The 15,043-nt window shown below is 66.0% G+C and carries 16 protein-coding genes; 6 read left to right on the top strand and 10 right to left on the bottom strand.

What is annotated here, in order from left to right:
* Window positions 1-77: 77 nt before the first annotated feature.
* Window positions 78-851: a class II glutamine amidotransferase gene (locus TQ98_RS07990; protein WP_044874817.1), complete on the bottom strand. Its 774-nt coding sequence runs from the start codon at window positions 849-851 to the stop codon at window positions 78-80.
* 138 nt (window positions 852-989) lie between these two features.
* Window positions 990-1,469 carry a hypothetical protein gene (locus TQ98_RS07985; RefSeq protein ID WP_044874816.1) on the bottom strand — a complete coding sequence of 160 codons (480 nt, stop codon included), beginning with the start codon at window positions 1,467-1,469 and terminating at the stop codon, window positions 990-992.
* Window positions 1,470-1,561: 92 nt separating this feature from the next.
* On the opposite strand from TQ98_RS07985, the gene TQ98_RS07980 reads away from it, so the two are divergent.
* Window positions 1,562-3,604 carry a S9 family peptidase gene (locus TQ98_RS07980; protein ID WP_103102909.1) on the top strand — a complete coding sequence of 681 codons (2,043 nt, stop codon included), beginning with the start codon at window positions 1,562-1,564 and terminating at the stop codon, window positions 3,602-3,604.
* 5 nt (window positions 3,605-3,609) lie between these two features.
* Here TQ98_RS07980 and TQ98_RS07975 read toward each other — a convergent pair whose 3' ends face one another.
* Window positions 3,610-3,936 carry a hypothetical protein gene (locus tag TQ98_RS07975; protein ID WP_044874814.1) on the bottom strand — a complete coding sequence of 109 codons (327 nt, stop codon included), beginning with the start codon at window positions 3,934-3,936 and terminating at the stop codon, window positions 3,610-3,612.
* A gap of 136 nt (window positions 3,937-4,072) precedes the next feature.
* On the opposite strand from TQ98_RS07975, the gene TQ98_RS07970 reads away from it, so the two are divergent.
* The gene (locus tag TQ98_RS07970) at window positions 4,073-4,447 is read left to right on the top strand and encodes a YajD family HNH nuclease (RefSeq protein ID WP_082073307.1); all 375 of its coding nucleotides are present in this window, start codon (window positions 4,073-4,075) and stop codon (window positions 4,445-4,447) included.
* Window positions 4,448-4,476: 29 nt separating this feature from the next.
* Window positions 4,477-5,172 (top strand): type 1 glutamine amidotransferase domain-containing protein, encoded by a 696-nt coding sequence (locus TQ98_RS07965; protein WP_044874813.1) that lies wholly within the window; start codon window positions 4,477-4,479, stop codon window positions 5,170-5,172.
* A gap of 86 nt (window positions 5,173-5,258) precedes the next feature.
* Here TQ98_RS07965 and TQ98_RS07960 read toward each other — a convergent pair whose 3' ends face one another.
* The 6 genes from TQ98_RS07960 to dapA form a co-directional block, all read right to left on the bottom strand.
* Entirely contained in the window at window positions 5,259-6,482 is a 1,224-nt protein-coding gene (locus tag TQ98_RS07960) for a hypothetical protein (protein WP_044874812.1), read from the bottom strand.
* A gap of 77 nt (window positions 6,483-6,559) precedes the next feature.
* A complete protein-coding gene (locus TQ98_RS07955) occupies window positions 6,560-7,009 on the bottom strand; it encodes a YcgN family cysteine cluster protein (protein WP_044874811.1) in 450 nt (149 codons plus the stop codon).
* 120 nt (window positions 7,010-7,129) lie between these two features.
* Window positions 7,130-8,059: a D-2-hydroxyacid dehydrogenase gene (locus TQ98_RS07950; RefSeq protein WP_044874810.1), complete on the bottom strand. Its 930-nt coding sequence runs from the start codon at window positions 8,057-8,059 to the stop codon at window positions 7,130-7,132.
* On the bottom strand, window positions 8,059-8,352 hold the full coding sequence (locus tag TQ98_RS07945) for a YcgL domain-containing protein (RefSeq protein WP_044874809.1): 294 nt from the start codon (window positions 8,350-8,352) through the stop codon (window positions 8,059-8,061). The genes TQ98_RS07950 and TQ98_RS07945 overlap by 1 nt, the downstream gene beginning before the upstream one ends.
* Before the next feature lie 47 nt (window positions 8,353-8,399).
* Complete coding sequence (gene rnd / locus TQ98_RS07940) at window positions 8,400-9,527, bottom strand: ribonuclease D (protein ID WP_044874808.1); 1,128 nt, start codon at window positions 9,525-9,527, stop codon at window positions 8,400-8,402.
* Window positions 9,528-9,637: 110 nt separating this feature from the next.
* Window positions 9,638-10,492 (bottom strand): 4-hydroxy-tetrahydrodipicolinate synthase, encoded by an 855-nt coding sequence (dapA, locus tag TQ98_RS07935; RefSeq protein ID WP_044874807.1) that lies wholly within the window; start codon window positions 10,490-10,492, stop codon window positions 9,638-9,640.
* 414 nt (window positions 10,493-10,906) lie between these two features.
* Here dapA and TQ98_RS07930 point away from each other — a divergent pair, with 414 nt between their 5' ends.
* Window positions 10,907-11,968, top strand: a complete 1,062-nt coding sequence (locus TQ98_RS07930) for an SMP-30/gluconolactonase/LRE family protein (protein WP_044874806.1) — start codon at window positions 10,907-10,909, stop codon at window positions 11,966-11,968.
* Between the two features lie 203 nt (window positions 11,969-12,171).
* On the opposite strand, the gene TQ98_RS07925 is transcribed toward TQ98_RS07930, so the two are convergent.
* Window positions 12,172-12,963, bottom strand: a complete 792-nt coding sequence (locus tag TQ98_RS07925) for a lysophospholipid acyltransferase family protein (protein ID WP_044874805.1) — start codon at window positions 12,961-12,963, stop codon at window positions 12,172-12,174.
* Between the two features lie 127 nt (window positions 12,964-13,090).
* Here TQ98_RS07925 and TQ98_RS07920 point away from each other — a divergent pair, with 127 nt between their 5' ends.
* Together TQ98_RS07920 and metC are read left to right on the top strand one after the other, a co-directional pair.
* A complete protein-coding gene (locus tag TQ98_RS07920; protein WP_044874804.1) occupies window positions 13,091-13,567 on the top strand; it encodes an Lrp/AsnC family transcriptional regulator in 477 nt (158 codons plus the stop codon).
* A gap of 203 nt (window positions 13,568-13,770) precedes the next feature.
* Window positions 13,771-14,946 (top strand): cystathionine beta-lyase, encoded by a 1,176-nt coding sequence (metC, locus tag TQ98_RS07915; RefSeq protein WP_044874803.1) that lies wholly within the window; start codon window positions 13,771-13,773, stop codon window positions 14,944-14,946.
* Window positions 14,947-15,043: the final 97 nt, after the last annotated feature.

The following is a 15,043-nucleotide window of genomic DNA, read 5'->3' as shown; positions in this document are numbered from 1 at the left end:
GGCCGACGCCAATGGCGGTGCCGATGAGCGGGATCACGCGTAGGTAGCTTCGCAACATTCCCTGTGCGCTCCGATGGTCAGGTGCGGCCCTGGTCGACGATTTCACCACGGCGCCAGAGGATCCACTCGCCCGGCTGGTAGAGGTGCCAGGTCTCGTTGTCGGTCAGGGGTTCGGTGGCGATCACGGTGACCACGTCATTCGGCGTGGTTTCGGCCTGGAAGTCCACCGTCAGGTCGGCGTCCTTCAGGCTGGCCGGGCCGAAGGGTGCGCGGCGGGTGATGTGCGCCAACTTGGTGGAGCAGAAGCTGAACAGCCAGTCGCCGTCGCTCAGCAGACAGTTGAACACGCCCTTCTGGCGAAACTCGACACAGGCCTGGACCAGCACCGGCAGGAGGATTTCCGCCATCACCGGTTCGGGAAAGGCCCTGCGCACCCGATCCAGCAGGTTGCAGAAGGCCGCTTCGCTGTCGGTGTCGCCCACCGGCCAATAGAAGGTCTTCGACGGTTCGAATCCGGCCAGTTGGCCGTTATGCGCGAAGCACCAGTTGCGGCCCCAGAGTTCGCGGACAAAGGGGTGGGTGTTCGACAGGCAGACCTTGCCGACGTTGGCCTGGCGGATGTGGCCGATGACCGTCTCGCTCTTGATGGGGTAGCGCTGCACCAGACGCGCCACCTCGGATTCGACGCTGGCCGCCGGGTCCTGGAACAGGCGCAGGCCGCGCCCCTCGTAGAAACCGATGCCCCAGCCATCGCGGTGCGGACCGGTTCCGCCGCCGCGCTGCATCAGGCCGGTGAAGCTGAAAACGATATCGGTGGGGACGTTGGCGCTCATGCCGAGCAGTTCGCACATGGTTCAGGACTCTGGCGTCAGGCTTTTTCGAGATGGACGGCGTGCCGGGGACATGTGGCCGGGGCGTGGATCAGGGCGTTCCGAGCCGGGAATGGCTCATGCTGAACGTGCCGCGGCCGGGCTGCAAGGCCCGGCGGTTCAGAGGCGGGGTTCGATGCGCAGGCGGCGGTCGCCGTTGCTGTCGTAACGGGTATCCGCTTGCGGGTTGCGATCGCGCGCCACGTCCTGCAGGGTCGGTTCTTCCTCAGCCTTCTGGGCGGCTTCGCGCTCGGCACGGATGGCCTTGACCTTCTTCTCGATGGGCCAGCGGATGCCGGCGAACACCAGGTAAACAGCCATGGCGATGATGCTGTACATGGTCAGGTCAAGGGTCGCCTTCCAGGCGTTGTTGCCCACCTTGAACAGGATGTCCAGGGCGGTGATGGCCACCGCCGGGGCGAACATGTCCTTGGCGGGGTCGACGATGGTCGGGGTCAGCAGCAGCACCGCCACCAGGACTCGCAATGGCTCGCGCAGCCAGCGCCACATCCAGCCGGTCAGACGGAACCACACCAGCAGGCAGCCGAGCGCGGCGATTCCGTAGGCGGACCAGGCGAGCAGGTAGTCGTGTTCAGTCATTGGCGTCCGTGGCAAGGCTGGCAAAAGGGCGCTTATGATAACGGCTTTTCGCGGTTCCGGCGCTCCTGCCGTCGCCCACCCTGCCTTCGAGATTGCCCATGCCCCAAGCCCCCATTGCCCGCATCGAATCCGGTGACGACCCCTACCGCTGGCTGGAGGAGCGCGACGCCCCCGACGTGCTCGCCCACCTCGAAGCGGAGAACGCCTGGCTGGAGGCCGAGCTGGCCGATCAGAAGGACCTGCGCGAGGCGCTGTTCCAGGAAATCAAAGGCCGCATCCGCGAGACCGACCTGTCCCTGCCGGTGCCCTGGGGCCCCTGGCTCTACTACCAGCGCACCACCGCCGGCGACGAATACCCGCGCCACTACCGCTGCCCACGCCCGGCGGACGGCTCCCTGAGCCTGGACGACGCCCGCGAGGAACTGCTGCTGGACCCGAACGCGCTGGCGGCCGGAGGTTACCTCTCCATTGGTGCCTTCAGCATCAGCCCGGACCATTCGCGCCTGGCCTACAGCCTGGATACCAGTGGCGACGAGATCTACCGGCTCTACGTGAAGGAACTGGCCAGCGGCGAAGTACACGCCCTGCCCTTCGAGCAGTGCGACGGCAGCATGACCTGGGCCAACGACAGCGCCACCCTGTTCTTCGGCGAGCTGGATGACACCCACCGCCCCCACCGCCTGCATCGCCATCGCCTCGGCCAGCCCGGCGCGGAGCAGGTGTTCGAGGAACATGACGGGCGCTTCTTCCTCAATTGCTACCGCTCCAGCTCCGAGCGCCAGCTGATCCTCCTGCTGAACAGCAAGACCACCAGCGAAACCTGGGTACTGGACGCCAACACCCCCGAAGGCACCTGGACCTGCCTGGCCCCGCGAGAGGAAGACCACGAGTACTACGCCGACCACGGCAAGCTGGACGGTGAGTGGACCTGGCTGATCCGCAGCAACCAGACCGGCATCAACTTCGCGCTCTACCAGGCCAGCGAGGCCGAACCCAGCCGCGCGCACTGGCGCGAGCTGATCGCCCACGACGAAGCGCGCATGCTGGAAGGCGTGAGCCTGAATGCCGAAGCCTTCATCCTCAGCCTGCGCGAAGGCGGCCTGCCGATCATCCAGGTGCATCCGCAAGGCGCCGCGCCCTACCCGCTGCAGCTGCCGGACGCCGCCTACAGCCTCTATGTGCAGGACAGCCTGGAATTCGAAAGCCCGGTGATCCGCCTGCGCTACGAAGCCCTCAACCGCCCGGCCCAGGTGCGCCAACTGGAACTCGCCACGGGCGCGCAGCAGGTGCTCAAGGAAACGCCGGTAGAAGGGCCCTTCGACGCCGACGCCTATGTCAGCCAGCGCCTGTGGGCCACGGCGGCCGACGGCACGCGCATCCCCATCAGTCTGGTGGCTCGCCGTGAAACCCTGGGCCAGCCCGCGCCGCTGTATCTCTACGGCTACGGCGCCTACGGCGAAAGCCTCGACCCCTGGTTCTCCCACGCCCGCCTGAGCCTACTGGAGCGCGGCTTCGTCTTCGCCATCGCCCATGTACGCGGCGGCGGCGAGCTGGGCGAAGCCTGGTACCGCGCCGGCAAGCTGGAGCACAAGACCAACACCTTCGGCGACTTCATTGCCTGTGCCGAACACCTGATCGCCGAGGGCTACACCACAGCGCCGCAGCTGGCGATCAGTGGCGGCAGCGCCGGCGGCCTGCTGATCGGCGCGGTACTCAACCTGCGTGCGGACCTGTTCGGCGCGGCCATCGCCGAAGTCCCCTTCGTCGACGTGCTCAACACCATGCAGAACCCCGACCTGCCACTGACCGTGACCGAGTACGACGAGTGGGGGGATCCGAACGAGCCCGAGGTGTACGCGCGGATCAAGGCCTATGCGCCCTACGAGAACGTACGCGCCCAAGCCTATCCGGCGATGCTGGTGGTGGCGGGCTACAACGACAGCCGCGTGCAGTACTGGGAAGCCGCCAAGTGGGTGGCCCGCCTGCGCGCCAGCAAGACGGACAGCAACCCGCTGCTGCTCAAGACCGACCTCGGCGCCGGCCATGGCGGCATGAGCGGCCGCTATCAGGCGTTGCGCGATGTGGCCCTGGAATACGCCTTCCTGCTCAAGGTGCTGGGTCTGCCCCAGGGCTGATCGGATCAGGGGTTGCCGGTGCTGGTCCCCAGCCCCTTGCTGTTGCGTTCCAGCTGCTGCTCCAGCACCGGAATCGCCTGGTCGCGCTGTTCCAGGGACTCCCGCAGGCGCTGCTCCTGGTCAGGCCGTTTCATCAGCTGCGGGCTACCGCTCTGCGGTGACGGGCTGGTGACCGCGCGGGGCACCACCTGGGGATAGGGCTGCGGGGTTGCGGTGCCGGGTGCGCCCACGGGCGCCTGCAAGGGCGCCCGCAGGAGCGGCGGATTCTGTGCCACCGCCGTGCCGGCCATCAGGGCCAGTGCCAGCAGCAGCCGGGGATGTTTGAGCGTCATGGTGCCAGCCTCCTGCTCGTACCTGTTCTGAGTCTAATCGCCGGTCGGCGAAGCGCCGGCCGTTGCGACGGGATGCCGGCGATCCCCGGTGCCCGGTCTAGACTTTTCACTGGACCCCGGCATGGGAACACCGTGAATGACGCCAGAACCTCCGGCGACCGGCACCAGCAAGTTGGACCAGTTGCTCGCCGACGAGCGCAAGAGACGCGAACACAGCTATCGGGAACAGGCGCTCAAGCTGTTTCCGTGGGTGTGCGCGCGTTGCGGTCGAGCATTCAGCGGCAAGCGCCTTTCCGAACTGACGGTCCACCACCGCGATCACAACCATGACAACAACCCGCCAGACGGCTCGAACTGGGAGCTGCTGTGCCTCTACTGCCACGACAACGAACACTCCCGCTACACCGACCAGCAGTGGCACAGCGAGGAGAAACCGGGCGCCCGGCAAGGGCCGCGCGCCACTTACAAGGCGCTCGCCGGAATTGGCGACCTGCTCAAGCGCGATGAATAGGCCCAGGTAGGGTCCACAAGGAGATCACGATGAAGATCCTGATGGTACTGACCTCCCACGATCAGTTGGGCAACACCGGCCAGAAGACCGGGTTCTGGCTGGAGGAGTTCGCCGCGCCCTACTTCGCCTTCCGCGACGCCGGCGCCGAGGTGGTGCTGGCCTCCCCCAAGGGTGGGCAGCCGCCACTGGACCCGAAGAGCGACGACCCGGCCTTCCAGACCGAGGCGACCCTTCGCTTCCGCGACGATGACGAAGCCCGCCGCGCCCTGGCCAACACCCACATGCTGGCCGGCCTGGTGCCGGGCGACTACGACGCCCTCTTCTACCCCGGCGGCCATGGCCCGATGTGGGACCTGGTGGACGACTTGCACTCCATTGTCATGGTGGAAAGCTTCTACGCCGCCGGCAAACCGCTGGGAGCCGTGTGCCACGCCCCGGCGGTGCTGCTCAATGCCAAGGCCCCGGACGGCACGCCCCTGGTCCAGGGCAATGCGGTGACCGGCTTCTCCAACTCAGAGGAAACCGCCGTGGGCCTGGAACAGGTCGTGCCGTTCCTGCTGGAGGACGCACTCAAGCAATACGGCGGCCACTACTCCAAGGTGGCGGACTGGGAGCCCCATGTGGTCAGCGACGGCAACCTGGTCACCGGCCAGAACCCGGCCTCGTCCGAATCGACGGCGGCGGCGCTGCTGGACCTGTTGAGTGGAAGGCGGGAGGAGATGTAGGGCGATCGGGATTGATTGAACCCTGTAGGGGCGAATGAATTCGCCCCTACAGAAAAGCGAAAGGCCTCCGAAGAGGCCTGAACGCGTTACTTCAACAACTTGGTATCCAGCACTTCCGATGCGCCGCCCATGATGTTTTCGCTGATCTCGATGAAGTCCTTGGTGCTGGCCTGGTCCAGGCGCATCAGGCCGCGGGCGACGTCGTCCATGGAGTGCTTGCCGTCGGTGCGCAGGCGGATTTCCTTGTCCAGGTCCTGCAGCAGCAGCACCGCGCGGGCGGTGACGGCACCGCTGGCGTGTTCGCCGCGCAGGCTATCCACTTTCTTGCTCCACTGGCTCAACTGCTTGCGAATGGCTTCGTAGCGGTCGTCGCCCAGGCCACCGGCGCGGCGCATCAGCTCGATGGCGTAGTACTCGGCGATGCCTTCGCTGATCCAGTCGCTGCGATCGGTGTCCTTGATCCGGCTGAGCACATGCACCAGTTCGTGCACCAGGGAGCTGGTGCCGTTCTCGCTCACCAGCGGGCGCGCCGAGTGCATGAAGAAGGAATTGGGTGCCGACAGGCCGCCGCGCCACATAGGGTCGTTGGCGCCGACGATCAGCAACTTGCCCGGCTCACGGGGGAAGACTTCCTGGGCATGGGGCCAGACGAAGGTCAGCAGGGTGATGATGTCCATGCGACGCATGCCCTCGCCCACCGGCGCGCTGACGGTGACGTCAGTGTTGCCCAGGACGGCGCGGCGGCTGCCCAGCTTGCCGGCCAGGATCCAGCCGGTGGGGCGGTCGAGCATGCGCTCGGGATTGTCGATGCGGAAACGGTTCTTGCCGACGCGGGACCAGCCGGTTTCCACCGACTTCCAGCCCTTGGGCAGCTCGAACTGCAGGCGCGAGACCAGTTCGCTGCCCTCGATCATGTCCAGGCGTGCGCTGGGCACCAGGTCGTCGCCGCGCAGCAGCGCCCAGTCAGGCGTCATGCGGGCATCGAAACGCCCATCGCCGCGCGGATGGCTGATGCGCACCTTGTAGGTCAGGCTGGCCTTGCCGTTGCCCGGGGTCCAGGTGCCGTGGGCGGGATCGTCCTGGGTCCAGCCGCCACTGGCCTTGAAGTCGCTGTAGTACCCCTTGTCACCCAGATCGAAGCGAAGGCTGCGCACCACTTCGCCCTTCTCCAGCACCAGGCTCACCTCCGCTTGGTCACTCTCGGGCAGGAAGCGCACCTGATAGTCGAGATCGACCTTCTTGGCCGCCCACAGCGGGGCGCTCAGGGTCAATAGAAGGGACGACAGCAGCAGCTGGGAACGGGCGGACATCGAGGGGTGACTTCCTTGGTGGGTGTGACGATCAGTCCGTGAGACTCGAAAGGTGGCAATTTGATCCGTTGCCACACTCAACCTGCGCGAAAAATCAGGTGATCCTCCCAATCGTCCTCGGCCACGCTGTTTTCGCTCAGCATGCGCCCGGACTGGGAGATTCCCGCCTTGTGCACCGCTTCAGGGTCGTTGCAGATCAGATGGTGCCACGGCGGCAGGTCCTTGCCCTCGGCCACCAGGCGATAGCCGCAGGTGGGCGGCAGCCAGCGGAACTCGTCGGCCTGGGCCGGCGTGAGCTGGATGCAGTCGGCGACGAATTTGCGTCGATTGGCGTAGTCGGTGCAGCGGCAGGTCTTGAGGTCCAGCAGCTTGCAGGCGATGCGCGTGTAATAGACGCCGCCGTCGTCCTCGTCTTCCAGCTTCTGCAGGCAGCAGAGGCCGCAGCCGTCGCAGAGGGATTCCCACTCCTCCTGATCGAGCTGTTCGAGGGTCTTGCGCTTCCAGAAGGGTTCGACTTTGGCGGCCATGGCGTACGGGGGTTGGTTCGGGGGGCGCGTAGTCTAGTCGGGTCAGGGGTCAGGGCCAAGCGCGGCTGACGCGCGGCCCGGAGGTTCTGGACGAAAGATCGCCGGCGTTTTCGCCAGAACCTAATAGCCGCGCTGGAAATCCACCCTACCGCGAAGCGCCCCACCTGTCCTGTAACGATTGAGATTGTCGACGAACAGCGCAGCCATGGCGCTGGGCAGCGTCGGCGCCGAGCTGTGGCCGGTAACCAGCAGGTTGCGCGCCGTCCAGAACGGGTGCCAGGCGGGCAATGGTTCTTCGCGACAGACATCAATCACCGCCCCGGCCAGCTTGCCGGCCTCCAGGGCCGCCACCAGGTCATGCTCCACCACCGCCACGCCGCGGCCGGCGTTGATGAAGAGCGCAGTCGGACGCATGCGTTCGAAGATCGCCGCATCGTAGATATCGCGGGTCGTCGGGGTATCCGGCAGCAGATTCACCACGCAGTCGGCCCAGGCCGCCTGTTCGGCCAGTGCCTCCATGCCGAAGACCCGCTCGAAGGGCTCCAGTTGCCGGGGTTCGCGGGCGATGCCGTGGAGTTCGACGCCGAAGGGTTCGAGGAAGCCGGCCACGCTCTGGCCGATGTCGCCGCTGCCAACGATCAATACCCGCTTGCCGTCGAGGCTGCGGGGCAGGCGGTTGTCCCAGCGCTTCTCGGTCTGGGCGGCGACCCGCGACAGCACGTGCCGCTGGTGGGCCAGCAGGTAGGTGAGCACGTACTCCGCCATCACCTGGCCGAAGATGCCTACTGCGCGGGTCAACCGGTAGTCATGGGGCAGGTCGGTGGCCAGCAACGGGGTGATGCCGGCCCAGGTGGACTGCATCCACTCCGGCTTGCAGCCCTTGCGCAGCAACTGCGCCATCAGGTCGGGCTCACCCAGCCAGATGGGGCACTCACGCGCCGCCTCCAGCAGACGCCCCACGTCACTGCCGCCGTGCAGTTGCAGCCCCGATTCGGTGCGCAGCAGGTCGGCGTAGAGGGCGAATTCTTCTTCGGCGATCAGGATCTTCATCAGAGGGGGTCGTTCATCCGCAGCAATTCTTCAGGCAGGTGCTCGATGTACTCCTCCTGTGCCGGCGGCATCTGCAGGTGAAAGCCCTGCTTCTCGATGTTTTCCAGCACCTTGCCGATGTCCTCGCGGGCCAGCTGGCGTTCGGGAGTGAGCACCAGGTCGAAGGCGTGCTGCGGGGCGCCGAAGGCAGTCAGCAGGGCTTCGGGCACGCGGGAGAGGGCTTCGCGCTTGTCCACGTAGAGGTACATCTCGTTCTTGCGCGGGCTTTTGTAGATGGAGCAAATACGTTTCATGGTCGGGCTCGTGGGGCGTGCCGTGCCAGACGGCACGGCTTGAAGGGTCATTGGCCGGCCGTGGCCAGGGTATCCAGCAGGGCCTGGCCCATCAGCTCGCGGCGCCAGCCGCGCAAGCCTTCGGGCAGGCTGTAGGGGCCGTCGGGGAAACCGCTTTTCAGCAGGGCTTCCAGGTGCTTCTTGCGCAGCATCAGTTCCGGAGCCATGCCCAGGCGCTCGGCCTCGGCCTGGCCGACCGCGCGGAGCTTCTTCAATAGCGGCGAGGCGTCTGCGGGCAGAGGCTCGGGCAGGGACTCAGGCCAGTCTTCGGCCGGTGTCTCGGCGGCCTCGCGGATCAATTTAAGCAGGGTATTGCCGTCCTGGCGCACGGTGCGCGGGTGCATGTCGTCGATTCGCGCGAGCGACACCAGGTTGTCCGGCTGGAAGCGCGCCAGGGGCCAGAGGCTGTTTTCGCGAAGGATGCGGTTGCGCGGCTGGTCACGCAGACGCGCCTCGGTCTCGCGCCAGGCACAAAGCTCACGGAGCACGGCAAGCTGGCTGCGGGACAGTTTCCAGGCCAGCTTGGCTTCGCGGTAGAGCTCCTCGGGGATGACTTCCCGGCGCAGGTTGGCCACCAGCTCGGCACCGTCCTCCAGGATCCAGGCGCGTTTCGGCTCGGTGAGGCGCGGCGCCAGGGCGGCGTACAGTTCGGCCAGGTGTTGCACGTCCTCGGCGGCGTAACGCACCTGCATTTCGGTGAGGGGGCGCTGCAGCCAGTCGGAGCGGGTTTCGTCCTTGGGCAGATCGATGCCCAGAACCGCCTGCACCAGGCGCGAGTAGCCCATGGAATAGCCGATGCCGAGGTAGCCCGCGGCCAACTGGGTATCCAGCAGCGGCTGCGGCAGTGCGCCGGTCAGGCGCAGGAAGACTTCCAGATCCTCGCTGCAGGCATGCAGGACCTTGAGCACGGCCGTATCTGCCAGCAGGTCGCCAAAGGATGACCAGTCGCGGATCAGCAGCGGGTCGATGAGGAACGCCCGCTCGCCGTCACCGACCTGGACCAGGCCGGCCTTGGGGTAGAAGGTATCGACCCGCATGAACTCGGTGTCCAGGGCCACGAAGGGCAGGCGCCGCCAGTCGGCGCAGTGTTTGGCCAGCGCAGCGTCGTCGCGGATCCAGATAATGTCGATGGCCACAGGGCTCTCCTTGAATCAGTGGCGCGCAGTATATATCGCGCGGGGGCCTCGCTACGCGCCTTGCGTGGTTCCCGCCCCGCGCGCCCTTTCCGCACGGGGCGGGGTAACGCCTAGGCCAGCTCCGTGCGCAGTCGCTGCAACAGCTCTGCCGACGTGCGCTGCATGGGCAGCCGCAGCTCATCCACGATCAGGCCCTGCATGGCCAGCAGGCTTTTCACCGGTGCCGGGTTGGGCTCGGCGAAGGCCAGGCGGATCAGCGGCTGCAATCTCTGGAAGATTCCGCGCGCGGCTTCGAGTTCACCGGCGCCGGCGGATTCCACCAGGCGTACGAACTCGTGGGTATGGATATGAGCGGCGGCGGAGATCGCCCCTTGGCCGCCCAGGCAGAGGTTAGTGAAGATCTGCCCGTCCTCCCCCGCCAGTACGTCCAGCTCGCCATCGGCGATCAGGGCCTGGGTGGTTTCCGGGCTGCCGCTGCAATCCTTGATCGCCACCACCTTCGGGTGCCGGGCGAGTTGGCGCAGGGTGGCCAGTTCCAGGCGCACGCCGGTGCGGTAGGGAATGTCGTAGAGGATGACCGGAACTTCGGAGGCATCGGCGATGGCGCCGAACCAGGCGAGCAGGCCTTTCTGGGACGGGCGGATGTAGCAAGGCGCCGGCACCAGCACCCCGGCGATGGGGCGACGTTGCACCTCGCGCTGGAAGTCCAGCAGCTCGGCCAGATTATTGCCCGCCAGCCCCATGACCAGCCGATCCCCGGGGACCTCGTCGAGCAAGGCGTCCAGCACCGCCAGTTGCTCGGTCTTGGACAGGGCCGCGGCCTCGCCCGTCGTACCGCAGGCCACCAGCCCGGCGGCGCCTTCGTCCAGCAGGTGCCGGGCCAGGCCACGCAGGGCGGGAACGTCAACGGCACCGTTGTTGAAGGGGGTTACCAGGGCAACCCAGATTCCAGAAAACACAGGCATTGCAGAACTCCTTTGGCTGACCGTCAGAGTCACCGTCGGAGGGATGCAGGGAGGAGATTCGAGGGAGGTACGACCCGGTTCACGCCTACTGTCCTGTCAGCCCATCTGACGGGACAGCGCGCCCCGGTCAAATGAGCGACTGTTTCTTGGATTTCTTGCTCGCGACAACGCCAATGGCCAGCGCCTGGGCCGAACGGACCAGGGAGAAGGCAGCGACGGTGGCGATTGCGGGCATTGCAGGCTCGGTTACACGCAGTGAAGGCCTGGATACTGCGAAAGCAGGCCCACGGCTGTCAACTGCGGCCTGTCTGATAACGCAACACTCAGCCCTGGCGCCGGGCACGGGCGGCTGCTAAAAAGCCCGCGCAGAAGAACAAGGCTCCGGCCAACCCCCACCTGGATGGATACAAGAAGATGAAGAAGCTGCTGGGCCTGCTCGCCCTGCTGATCGCCGCCGTGGCGGTCTACCTTGCCGTCACCCCCTCCCCCATCGCCCCGCTGGCCTGGGACGCCCCCAAGGCCCCGGCCATGACCGGCGTGCTGGAGCCCAACGACACCCTGATGAAGGCCGAGCTGATCGCCCAGGGCCAGGTCCAGGGACCGGAAGACACCGCCGTGGACGCCCAGGGCCGCCTCTATGCCGGCCTACACGACGGCCGCGTCGTGCGCATCGGTGCGGACGGGCAGATCGAGACCTTCGCCGAAACCGGCGGTCGTCCGCTGGGCATGGACTTCGACGCCGCCGGCAACCTGATCCTGGGCGACGCCTACAAGGGCCTGCTGCGCATCGATCCCCAGGGCCGGATCACCGTGCTCGCCACCGAGGCTGAGGGCGTGCCTTTCCGCTTCACCGATGACCTGGATATCGCCCGGGACGGCCGCATCTACTTCACCGACGCATCCAGCAAATTCCAGCAGCCCGACTACCTGCTGGACCTGCTGGAAGCCCGCCCCCACGGCCGTCTGATGCGCTTTGACCCGGCCACCGGCAAGACCGACGTGCTGCTGAAAGACCTGTACTTCGCCAATGGCGTGGCGCTGTCGGCCAACGAGGACTTCGTGCTGGTCAACGAGACCTACCGCTACCGCATCACCCGCTACTGGCTGACCGGCGAGAAAGCCGGCAGCCATGACGTGTTCATCGACAACCTGCCGGGCCTGCCGGACAACCTGCAGGGCGATCACCACGGCAGCTTCTGGGTCGCCCTGCCCACGCCACGCAAGGCCGACGCCGACTTCCTCCACACCCAACCCTGGCTCAAGGCGCAGATCGCCAAGCTGCCGCGCATGTTCTGGCCGAAGCCGGTGCCCTATGGCCTGGCACTGCAGATCAACGAAAACGGCGAGATCGTCCACAGCCTGCATGACACCAGCGGCACGCACCTGCGCATGGTCACCTCGGTCAAGCCGGTGGGTGACTACCTCTATCTGGGCAGCCTGGACAACGATCGGATCGGAAAGCTGAAGATTCGTTGATTCCGGACGCACCGGTATCCGGGCCGAACGCAAGGGTGGACATCGCTTTTCATGTCCACCGCAAGGCCCGGCAGAAAGAACGAGGGGTGGATAGACGAGGGCTATCCACCTACCCACTGCCAAAACGGGGCATTCGCGAGCAGAGCTCGCTCCTACGGAAAGTCGCGCCGCTCAGCAGTCAGAGACGGCTCATCATCCCCCTGTCAGGCCGCCGCCTCGCTCGACTTACCCGCCTCGACATCGCCAGGCTCCTGCCCCAGCAGTTCCTGCATCCGCGCGCGGGTATCGGCCATCAACTCGCCGAGTCGCTCGGCGCTGTACTGGCCCGCGTCGATGGGCTCGCCCACATGCACCTCCACCTTCTGCCCCAGGTTCAGGCGGAAGGTGCGCGCCGGCAGCACCCGATGGATGCCCCGGATGGATACGGGAATGATCACCGCGTCGGTATCCAGGGCGAGGTGGAAGCAACCCTTCTTGAACTTCAGCAGGCGGCCATCGGCGGAGCGGGTGCCCTCGGGTGCGGCCCAGAGGACGATGCCGCTTTCCATCATGCTGCGCGCGGTTGCCAGGTCGGCCAGGGCCTGGCGACGGTTGTGCCGGTCGATGGAGGGGAACTCCGCGGCGCGCATGGCCGGCCCCAGAAATGGAATGCGGAACAGCTCCTTCTTCGCCAGCATGCGGATCGACCCGGGCAGCGCCACGAAGCTGGCCGGGATGTCGTAGTGGCTGGAATGGGTGCAGAGGATCAGATAGCGCCGGCCATCGCTGAAATCGGGTATCGCCCCTTGCACCGACAAGTCCATGCGCACCAGGCGCAGCAGCAGGCGCGACATGCCACGGGTGTAGCGGTCCACGGTCGCCCGATCCACACGGCCGAAGGGAACGCGCGCCAGCACCAGACAGCAGTAGTAGAAGACCACCGCCAGGGTGCCGAGGATCACGCCAAGACGGCGGATCAGCGAGGCACGTTCACTCAGTATTTGCAGGCTTGGCATCGGGCGCTCCCCTCTTCTGCCCGCGCGACTTCAATCGCGGGTGACCGTATGATGCCGATTGTCATCGTTTCGACACACTCACCCCGCCAGCCTCCTGACCAAACGCCTTCGCCACGGACCCCGCCCCATGGACAAGAAAGACCTGCAGATCATCAGCCTCCTGCAGCAGGACGCCTCCATCTCCCTCGCGGAACTGGCCGAGGCCGTGAACCTCTCCCCTACACCCTGCTGGCGGCGCCTGCAGAAGCTGCGGGAGGACGGCGTGATCCAGAAGCAGGTGGCCCTCTGCGACGCCGAGCGGCTCAAGCTGGGCGTTACGGTGTTCGTCACGATCCGCACCAGCCGCCACAGCGACGAATGGACCCGGCAGTTCATCGAAGGGACCCGCGATATCCCCGAGATCGTCGAGATCTACCGCATGACCGGCGATGTGGACTACCTGCTGAAGATCGTGGTGCCTGACATCAAAGGCTACGACGCCGTTTACAAGCGCCTGATCCGCGTCGCCGATCTGTCCGACGTGAGTTCCGGCTTCGCCATGGAAGTGATCAAGCACACCACCGCCCTGCCGCTCGATCACTTGAACCAGCAGAGCGAGGCATGATTTCCTCATCAGACTAAACTTGAGGAAATTTTTCTACTTTTCATCAAATAGACAGATTTTATTTCTACAGACCAGCACCACCCGGCAAATCAAAGCAAAGAATTTCCCCGGCCTCATCGGTAATCTTTCTACCACTCGAGCCGCCCTCCAGCCCCGGCAGGCGCCGCTCCCATTTCGTTATTCGGATTCAGAGGAAACACCAGGTGGACGACCGCAAACTGCACCCAGAAACACTGCTGGCCCATGAAGGCCGCGAACGCGGCCAGGTCGGTGGAACGGTGAACACGCCGGTCTTCCGCGCCTCCACCCTGCTCTTCCCCACGGTGGAGGCCCTGCAGGCGACCCACGGCACCCTCAATACCTACGGCCGTCACGGCAACCCCACCACCCGCTCCCTGGAGCAGGCCCTGGCAGAACTCGAAGGCGCCTACGGCGCCATGCTCACCCCCAGTGGACTGAGCGCCCTGACCACCGCCCTGCTGGCCACCCTCAAGCCCGGCGATCACCTGCTGATGACCGACTCGGTCTACGACCCGACCCGCGCCTTCTGCGACCAGACCCTGAAACGCTTCGGCATCGAGACCACCTACTACGATCCGCTGATCGGCGGCGGCATCTCCGAACTGATGCGCCCCAACACCCGCGTGGTGTTCGTCGAATCCCCCGGCTCCCTGACCTTCGAGGTGCAGGACGTGCCCGGCATCGCCGAAGCCGCCCATGCACACGGCGCCCTGGTGATGCTCGACAACACCTGGGGCACTCCCGTGCACTTCGCCTCGTTCAAGCATGGCGTGGACATCTCCATCCATGCCGCCACCAAGTACATCGTCGGCCACTCCGACGTACTGATGGGCGTGATCATGACCACCGAGGCGCTCTTCCCGCAGGTCCGCAGCTTCTACAAGCAGCTGGGGCTTTCGGTCAGCGCCGACGACGCCTACCTCGCCCTGCGCGGTCTGCGCACCCTGTCCACGCGCCTGGAGCGCCACCAGCGCAACGCGGAGAAGATCACACAGTGGCTGGCTGAACAGCCGGAAGTGGCGAAGATCCTCTATCCCGCACTGCCCGGCGCGCCGGGCCACGAGCTGTGGAAGCGCGACTTCACCGGCGCCTGCGGCCTCTTCGGGGTGGTGTTCAAGGACGTGCCGGAGCAGGCCATCTGCGCGATGCTCAATGGCATGCAACTGTTCGGCATGGGCTTCAGCTGGGGCGGTTTCGAAAGCCTGATCCTGCTGACCCATCCCGGCGCCCACCGCACCGCGACCACCTGGAAAGCGGAAGGCCCGCTGGTGCGCCTGCACATCGGCCTGGAGCATCCGGACGACCTGATCGCGGACCTCGACGCCGGTCTGCAGCGCCTGCGCGCCGCCTGCCGCTGATCCATCGGCGGCGCGTACCCCGCGCCGCTGCCAATTGCGCGCGACAGTACGTGCGGGCGTCCTTATGATGCTTGCCACAACAACGATCACGACAAGG

It is taken from the genome of Pseudomonas sp. LFM046 (assembly GCF_000949385.2).
In the GTDB taxonomy this organism is placed as follows: domain Bacteria; phylum Pseudomonadota; class Gammaproteobacteria; order Pseudomonadales; family Pseudomonadaceae; genus Metapseudomonas.
The sequence above is the reverse complement of the archived record's forward strand: the minus strand, read 5'-3'. Positions and strand labels throughout refer to the sequence as shown.

Coding starts and splice junctions, on each gene's coding strand:
- TQ98_RS07990 (WP_044874817.1), bottom strand. CDS start 851: ATGTGCGAACTGCTCGGCATGAGCGCCAACGTCCCCACCGATATCGTT.
- TQ98_RS07985 (WP_044874816.1), bottom strand. CDS start 1,469: ATGACTGAACACGACTACCTGCTCGCCTGGTCCGCCTACGGAATCGCC.
- TQ98_RS07975 (WP_044874814.1), bottom strand. CDS start 3,936: ATGACGCTCAAACATCCCCGGCTGCTGCTGGCACTGGCCCTGATGGCC.
- TQ98_RS07970 (WP_082073307.1), top strand. CDS start 4,073: ATGACGCCAGAACCTCCGGCGACCGGCACCAGCAAGTTGGACCAGTTG.
- TQ98_RS07965 (WP_044874813.1), top strand. CDS start 4,477: ATGAAGATCCTGATGGTACTGACCTCCCACGATCAGTTGGGCAACACC.
- TQ98_RS07960 (WP_044874812.1), bottom strand. CDS start 6,482: ATGTCCGCCCGTTCCCAGCTGCTGCTGTCGTCCCTTCTATTGACCCTG.
- TQ98_RS07955 (WP_044874811.1), bottom strand. CDS start 7,009: ATGGCCGCCAAAGTCGAACCCTTCTGGAAGCGCAAGACCCTCGAACAG.
- TQ98_RS07950 (WP_044874810.1), bottom strand. CDS start 8,059: ATGAAGATCCTGATCGCCGAAGAAGAATTCGCCCTCTACGCCGACCTG.
- TQ98_RS07945 (WP_044874809.1), bottom strand. CDS start 8,352: ATGAAACGTATTTGCTCCATCTACAAAAGCCCGCGCAAGAACGAGATG.
- dapA (WP_044874807.1), bottom strand. CDS start 10,492: ATGCCTGTGTTTTCTGGAATCTGGGTTGCCCTGGTAACCCCCTTCAAC.
- TQ98_RS07930 (WP_044874806.1), top strand. CDS start 10,907: ATGAAGAAGCTGCTGGGCCTGCTCGCCCTGCTGATCGCCGCCGTGGCG.
- TQ98_RS07925 (WP_044874805.1), bottom strand. CDS start 12,963: ATGCCAAGCCTGCAAATACTGAGTGAACGTGCCTCGCTGATCCGCCGT.
- TQ98_RS07920 (WP_044874804.1), top strand. CDS start 13,091: ATGGACAAGAAAGACCTGCAGATCATCAGCCTCCTGCAGCAGGACGCC.